The sequence below is a fragment of the Streptomyces sp. NPDC054834 genome, from assembly GCF_053611185.1.
The window spans coordinates 25,262-32,076 of the sequence record NZ_JBSGZV010000072.1 but is presented as its reverse complement, the minus strand read 5'-3'; the positions used below and the strand labels follow the sequence as shown (position 1 = coordinate 32,076).

The window sequence follows — 6,815 nt, the reverse complement described above, 5'->3', positions numbered from 1 at the left end:
GGACCCCTGCGGGGCTGCGCCCCCGGACCCCTGCGGGGCTGCGCCCCCGGACCCCTGCGGGGCTGCGCCCCCGGACCCCTGCGGGGCTGCGCCCCTGCATCCCGCCGGGGGCTGCGGCCCTTGGCCCGCTGCGGGACTGTGCCTCTGGATCCTGCGGGGCTACGCGCCCGAACCCCCTCGGGGTGCGCCCCTGCACCCTGCCGTGGGGCTGTGCCCCTTGGGCCCTCGCGGGGTTCTGGACTCCTGCGCGGTTGTGCCTCTGGACCCTGCCGGGACTGTGTCCCCTGGACTCCTCCTGCGGGGCTGCGCCCCTGGACCCCGCCCCGGGGCTGGGCCCCCTGCACCCTGCCGGGGGCTGTGCCCCCTGGGTCCCTGCACCCCGCCAGAGCTCGCTGCGCAGCCGCAGGCCCGGTGGGAGTCGCTTTGGCACGGGCTTCGGTGAGGGGCGTAGTCCGCGCGTCCTGGAAGGTGTCGGCCGGTCGGCCTCAGGCCGCCGTCTCCAGGGCCGCCTGGTCCGGGACGTCGCCCTCGCGGGTCGGCAGTGGGAGCGGGGCCGGGGTGTGGCGGGAGCGTAGGAGGAGGGCGGCGGTGATGGGGGCCGCGATGAGGAGGCCGCCGGTGATGAGGGCGCCTCGGGCGCCGGCGTACTCCATGAGGAGACCGAGGGCCGGCGGCCCGCCGAGGCTCCACACCGTGCCGATGCTGCTCCAGACACCGAGGACGCGGCCACGCAGGTGGGCGGGCGGGTCGGTCTGGAGGACCGCCGTGCCGGCGGTGTCGGAGACGGACTCGACCACGGCCATGGGCAGGACCAGCACCAGCAGGACGGCCAGCGACGGGGACAGCGCGGCGGCCACCTGGAGCAGCGCGCCGGAGGCGGCCAGCGTGGCCACCAGCCGTACCGAGGGCCGGCGCATGCGGGCGCCGAGGACCGCGCCGAGCATGCCACCGACCGCGAGGACGGTGGACACCGTGCCGAACGCGCCCGCGCCGCCCGCGAGCGGCCCGGTGACGAGCACGGCCAGCGTGAGCCCGTAGTTGCGGCCGAAGACGGAGCTGAGCCCGGTGACGGCGGCGAGCGCGACCAGGCGGGGGCGGCGCACGAAGAACAGCAGGCCCTCGCGCACGGTCATGTCGGGGGCGGAGGGGGTGGAGGGGGCGGCGTGGCGCGGCTGGGGTGCCGTGGGGCGCACCGGGCGTAGGAACGGGACCACCGAGGCCACGAAGAGGAACGACAGGCCGTTGGCCGCGTAGGCGGCGCCCGTGCCGAGGAAGCCGACCGTCAGGCCCGCCAGGCCGGTGCCGACGAGCCGCCCCGAACTGTGTACGAGCGCGCCCACGCCGATCGCGGAGGGCAGGTCCTCCGCCGGCACCAGGTCGTTGCCCAGCAGGGCGCACGCCGGCCCGTCGACGGTGGCGACGATGCCGGTCACGGCGGCCAGCACCAGCAGGGAGGTCATGTCGAGCCGGTCCAGCGCCACCAGCAGGGCCGTCGCGAAGGCGACCGCGCCGAGGACGGCCTGGCTCGCCGCGACCGTCAGCTTGCGCGGCCAGCGGTCGACGGCCGCGCCGCCCAGCAGGCTCATGAACAGCGCGGGAGCGGCCTGCACGGACATCGACAGCCCGGTGGCCGCGGCGGAGCCGGTGATCTGGAGCACCAGCAGGTTCTGCACCGTCAGCTGCATCCACGTACCGGCGTTGGAGACGAAGTTCGCGGCCGACCACCAGCGCATGCTCCGGTGCCGCAGCGACCGCCACGGGGAGCGCGAGGGCTTCCGGGGCGTCAGGGGCACGGTTTCGGGCGCAGGGGAGGGCAGGGCGGGGGCGGTAGTCAAAGTGAGGTACTCGGCAAACGATCAGTCAGAGGGCACCGGCGGAAACCAAGGAAGCCGGCTGCACTGCACGGCCGCTCCACCGCGTCGGTCACGGCGCCGACCATGGTGGCAGGCCGGACGGCCGAGTCGACGACACCGCCCACCGGCATGCGGCCGCGTCAAGCTCCAAGTGCCGGGCGGGGCACAGGGCTTGGCCCGCCCAGTGCGTTTGCTCACAGGCGTCCCGCGGTGCCGGTTTCAACGCGTGAAGCCGACTGCGCCGTAAGCCGGGGCGCACGCATGGAAACGGGCCCGCCGCCACCCGCGACGGGCCCGCCTGCGCACGTGCCGGAAACCCGGCCGGACGTCAGTCCATCTTGCCGCGCCCGGACAGCGCGTCCCGCAGCCGGTCGACCAGCCCGGCGCCCGGCGCCAGCATCTTGTTGGCCGGCGGCTTGTCCGGGGCGGCCGGGTGGGGCCGGGTCGGTGCCATCTTCTTCGCCTGGCGGACCTTGTCCCCCAGCTCGTTCAGCGCGTCCGCGGGGCACGCGGCGCGCAGCCGGGGGAAGAGGTTCTGCTCCTCGTCGCGGATGTGCATGCGGATCTCGCTCATCAGCGAGGTCATCAGCCGGTCGAACTCGGGGTTGTCGGCCTCGCAGCTCTCCAGGTCCTTCATGATCTGCTCGGCCTTGGCGTGGTCCTCGAGCTCCTTGTCGGCCAGGGTGCCGCCACCTTCCACGTGCTCCCGCACGGCCGGGTACAGATAGGCCTCCTCGGCCACCGAGTGCCGTACCAGCTCCATCGTGGCCTGGTCGGCGTACACCTTGCGCTTCCTGTCACCGGACGGCAGCGCCTCGATCTTGCCGAAGAGGTTTTCGACCTCCCGGTGATCGGTCACCAGTTCGTCGATGACGTTCCCACCGTGTCCCATGTCCTTACCTCCAGACCTCCAGCCTGAGCACGACGGCTCCGAGCGCCGCCACGAACCCCGAGTGCCCGGCGACGGCCGACTCACACGAATCGCGCGTACCGCCGAGTTTCCGCACACTAGACGTTAACGTGTGAAAACTACTGACATGGGAACCCTGTGTGAGTGCCGTCGGGACCACGGCGGCCACAGGAGTGGCTCGGCCGCTCCGACTGCCCCCACGACCGGTTCTTTCACTTCCCCCACAGTCTTCTTTCCCGCTTCTTTCCCCGCGCCGGGCGGGTCGTGCCCGGCCGCCGGACTCCCGCGCGCCCCTGCGCGCCCTGTCGGGACCGTGACGCGGACGAAGGGCCTTCCATGACTGATGCGACGACGCGCGCCCCCTGGGGTCGGGCCGTGGTGACCGGCGGCGCCGGTTTCCTCGGCAGCCACCTGTGCGAGCACCTGCTGAATACAGGTGCCGAAGTCGACTGCGCCGACAACCTGCTGTCCGGATCGCGCGAGAACATCGCCCACCTCGACGGTCGCCCCGGCTTCCGGTTCGTCGAGTGCGACGTCTGCGCGCCCGACGCGCCGCGGCGGCTGGCGGGACCGTACGACCTGGTCCTGCACTTCGCCTGCTGTGCCTCGCCCGCCGACTATCTCCGGCTGCCGCTGGAGACGCTGGACGCCGGCAGCCTCGGCACCCGCAACATGCTGGCCCTCGCCGAGCGCGACGGCGCACGCTTCCTGCTCGCCTCCACCTCCGAGGTGTACGGCGATCCGCTCGTGCACCCGCAACGCGAGGACTACTGGGGCAACGTCAACCCGGTCGGCCCGCGCAGCGTGTACGACGAGTCCAAGCGGTTCGCGGAGGCACTGGTCACCGCCCATGTGCGCGCCAAGGACGCCGACGCCGGGATCGTCCGCCTGTTCAACACCTACGGTCCGCGGATGCGTGCCCACGACGGCCGCGCCGTGCCCACCTTCGTCTGCCAGGCCCTGGCCGGGGAGCCGCTGACGGTCGCGGGCGACGGCAGCCAGACCCGCTCCCTGTGCTACGTCGACGACACCGTCGAGGGCGTTCTGCTGGTCGCGGCGAGCCGCTCGGTGCGTCCCGTCAACATCGGCGGCACCGACGAGGTCCCGGTCCGGGACATCGCCCGCCGCATCGTGGAGCTGACCGGCTCCTCCTCCCGCATCGAGTTCGTCGACCGCCCCGTCGACGACCCGCAGCGCCGCCGCCCCGACACCACCCTGGCCCGTGAACTCCTGGGCTGGACGCCCCGCGTGCCCTGGGAGGAGGGCATCAAGCAGACCATCGCCCACTTCGCCGCCGACCGGCCGGTCCGCGAACCGGCCCCGCAGCTCTAGCGAAGCCGCCCGCAGCCGCGGGAAGCCGCCTACCACGCCGCCACGGAGGCAGTATGCGCGTCCTGGGAATCAACGCCCTCTTCCACGACCCCGCCGCGGCCCTCGTCGTGGACGGCCGGGTCGTGGCAGCAGCCGAGGAGGAGCGCTTCAGCCGGCGCAAGCACGGCAAGCGGCCGCTCCCCTTCTCCGCCTGGGAACTGCCCGAACTGTCCGCCCGATGGTGCCTGGACCAGGCCGGGCTGACCCCGTCCGACCTGGACGCGGTCGCCTACTCCTACGATCCCGAACTCGCGCGGCCGGCCGACCGGATGGGGCTGAACGACCCCTGGGACCACCTGCGTCAGGAATACGCCCGCCGGGCACCGGAGTTCCTCGCCGAGGCGCTGCCCGGACTGGACCCGGAGAAGGTCCGGTTCGTCGCCCACCACGTCGCCCACGCCGCCTCGGCCGGCCAGGCCTCCCCGTATCCGGACTGCGCCGTGCTGGTGCTGGACGGCCGCGGCGAATGCGGCTCCCACCTCGCCGGACACTACGTCAACCGCGAACTGACCGTGCTGGGCTCGCAGTCGCTGCCCGACTCCATGGGACTGTTCTACGAGGACCTCACCCAGCACCTCGGATTCCTGCGCAGCAGCGACGAGTTCAAGGTGATGGCCCTCGCCTCCTACGGCACCCCCCGCCACCTCGACCGGCTGCGCGAGTACGTCCACCTCGACGAGCAGGGCGGCTTCCGGGCACGGACGGTGCCCTGGGCGTCCCTGGTCCCGCCGCGCCCGGCGGGCGCCCCCTGGTCGCAGGAGCACGCCGACGTGGCGGCCAGCGCCCAGGCCTGCCTGGAGGAGGTCCTGCTCGGCCTGGTGCGGTGGCTGCACGAACGTACCGGCGGCGAGGACGTGCTGACGCTGGCCGGTGGTGTGGCGCTCAACTGCGTGGCCAACACCCGGCTGCACCGCGACGGCCCCTTCGAGCGGATCTGGGTGCAGCCCGCCGCCGGCGATGCGGGCACCGCGCTGGGTGCCGCCCTGCACATCGCCCACCAGAAGGAGACGGTGGCGGCCATGCCGACCGCCGCCCTGGGGCGCGGCTGGAACGACGACGAACTGCGCGCCTGGCTGGAGCGGGCGGCCGTCCCCTACGAGGAGCCCGACGACATCGCCGAGACGGTCGCCGAGGAACTCGCCCGGGACGGCGTGGTGGCCTGGTTCCAGGGGCGCAGCGAGTACGGCCCACGCGCCCTCGGACACCGCTCGCTGCTCGCCCACCCCGGACGCGCCGAGAACCTGGAACGCCTCAACGCCGTGAAGGGACGCGAGGAGTTCCGGCCCGTCGCCCCGATGGTGCTCGCCGAGCGGGCCGCCGAACTGTTCGACGGGCCGCTGCCCAGCCCGTACATGCTGTTCGTGCACGACGTCGCCGACGAGTGGCGCGCGCGGATCCCGGCCGTCGTCCACGTGGACGGAACGGCCCGCATCCAGACCGTGGACCGCGCGGACGAGCCGCTGGTCGCCCGGGTGATCGACGGGTTCGAGCGGCGGACCGGGCTGCCCGTGGTGGTCAACACCAGCCTCAACACCGCGGGCCGGCCGATGGTCGACGACCCGCGCGACGCCCTGGAGTGCTTCGGCTCCGCGCCCGTGGACCTGCTCGCGCTCGGCCCGTTCGCGATCCGGCGGAAGAAGGTGTTCGCATGACGCATGCCCGCACGGCGGGTGCCCCCGCCTACTCCGTCGTCATCCCGACGATCGGGCGTGACTGCCTCGCCGGCTGCCTGCGCGCGCTCGCGGCCGCCACCACCTTCTACCAGCCCGAGGAGGTCGTCATCGTCGACGACCGCCCGGTCCCGGCCGAGCCGCTGCCCCTGCGGGCGGCCGGGGTCCTCCTCGACCGCGTGCGCACTCTGGACAGCGGGGGCCGAGGCCCGGCCGCCGCCCGCAACGCCGGGTGGCGCACGGTCGGTTCACCCTGGACCGTCTTCCTCGACGACGACGTCCAGGTGCTGCCCGACTGGTCCGACCGCCTCGCCGAGGACCTCGCCGAGGCCTCCGCCACCACCGGCGGCGTCCAGGGCCGTCTCACCGTGCCGCTGCCCGCCGACCGCCGGCCCACCGACTGGGAACGCGGCACCGCCGGACTGGAGCAGGCGGCCTGGGCCACCGCCGACATGGCCTACCGGACGGCGGCGCTGGCCGGCGTCCAGGGTTTCGACGAGCGGTTCCGCCGCGCCTTCCGGGAGGACGCCGACCTGGCGCTGCGGGTCCTGGAAGCCGGCTGGACGCTGCACCGCGGGCGGCGCACCACCCGCCACCCGGTGCGCACGGCCGACCCGTGGGTGTCGGTACGGGCCCAGCGCGGCAACGCCGACGACGCGCTGATGAACCACCTCCACGGCCGCGACTGGTGGGACCGGGCCCGGGCCCCGCGCGGCCGGCTGCCCCGGCACGCCCTCGTCACCTCCCTCGCGTGCGCCGCGCCCGTGCTCGCCCTGACCGGCCGCCGCCGCGCCGCCGGAGCCGTCGGCGCCCTGTGGGCCCTGGGCACCGCCGAGTTCGCCCTGGCCCGCATCCTGCCCGGGCCCCGGACCGCCGCCGAGGTCGCCACCATGGCCGCGACCAGCGTGGCCATCCCCCCGCTCGCCGTCCGGCACTGGCTCACCGGCCTGGTCCGCCACCGCGGGGCCGCACCGCTCGGGAGCACGCCGTGAACGCACAGACCGCGCACCA

General features: G+C 74.3%; 5 protein-coding genes. 3 read left to right on the top strand and 2 right to left on the bottom strand.

Annotated features, from left to right (window positions below; translation table 11 throughout):
* Positions 1-485: 485 nt before the first annotated feature.
* Positions 486-1,733, bottom strand: coding sequence for an MFS transporter (locus ACWGJM_RS45910; protein ID WP_453417740.1), 1,248 nt, complete (start codon positions 1,731-1,733; stop codon positions 486-488).
* A 448-nt stretch (positions 1,734-2,181) separates the two neighbouring features.
* The gene (locus ACWGJM_RS45905) at positions 2,182-2,745 is read right to left on the bottom strand and encodes a hemerythrin domain-containing protein (protein WP_453417736.1); all 564 of its coding nucleotides are present in this window, start codon (positions 2,743-2,745) and stop codon (positions 2,182-2,184) included.
* Between the two features lie 354 nt (positions 2,746-3,099).
* Here ACWGJM_RS45905 and ACWGJM_RS45900 point away from each other — a divergent pair, with 354 nt between their 5' ends.
* The 3 genes from ACWGJM_RS45900 to ACWGJM_RS45890 are packed head-to-tail and all read left to right on the top strand — an operon-like array spanning position 3,100 to position 6,796.
* The gene (locus ACWGJM_RS45900) at positions 3,100-4,095 is read left to right on the top strand and encodes an NAD-dependent epimerase/dehydratase family protein (protein ID WP_453417735.1); all 996 of its coding nucleotides are present in this window, start codon (positions 3,100-3,102) and stop codon (positions 4,093-4,095) included.
* A gap of 53 nt (positions 4,096-4,148) precedes the next feature.
* Positions 4,149-5,786: a carbamoyltransferase family protein gene (locus tag ACWGJM_RS45895; protein ID WP_453417734.1), complete on the top strand. Its 1,638-nt coding sequence runs from the start codon at positions 4,149-4,151 to the stop codon at positions 5,784-5,786.
* Positions 5,783-6,796: a glycosyltransferase family 2 protein gene (locus ACWGJM_RS45890; RefSeq protein WP_453417733.1), complete on the top strand. Its 1,014-nt coding sequence runs from the start codon at positions 5,783-5,785 to the stop codon at positions 6,794-6,796. The genes ACWGJM_RS45895 and ACWGJM_RS45890 overlap by 4 nt, the downstream gene beginning before the upstream one ends.
* Positions 6,797-6,815 lie beyond the last annotated feature (19 nt).

Excerpts from the sequence above, each read along its gene's own strand:
- ACWGJM_RS45910 (WP_453417740.1), bottom strand. The coding sequence starts at position 1,733 with ATGCGCTGGTGGTCGGCCGCGAACTTCGTCTCCAACGCCGGTACGTGG.
- ACWGJM_RS45905 (WP_453417736.1), bottom strand. The coding sequence starts at position 2,745 with ATGGGACACGGTGGGAACGTCATCGACGAACTGGTGACCGATCACCGG.
- ACWGJM_RS45900 (WP_453417735.1), top strand. The coding sequence starts at position 3,100 with ATGACTGATGCGACGACGCGCGCCCCCTGGGGTCGGGCCGTGGTGACC.
- ACWGJM_RS45895 (WP_453417734.1), top strand. The coding sequence starts at position 4,149 with ATGCGCGTCCTGGGAATCAACGCCCTCTTCCACGACCCCGCCGCGGCC.
- ACWGJM_RS45890 (WP_453417733.1), top strand. The coding sequence starts at position 5,783 with ATGACGCATGCCCGCACGGCGGGTGCCCCCGCCTACTCCGTCGTCATC.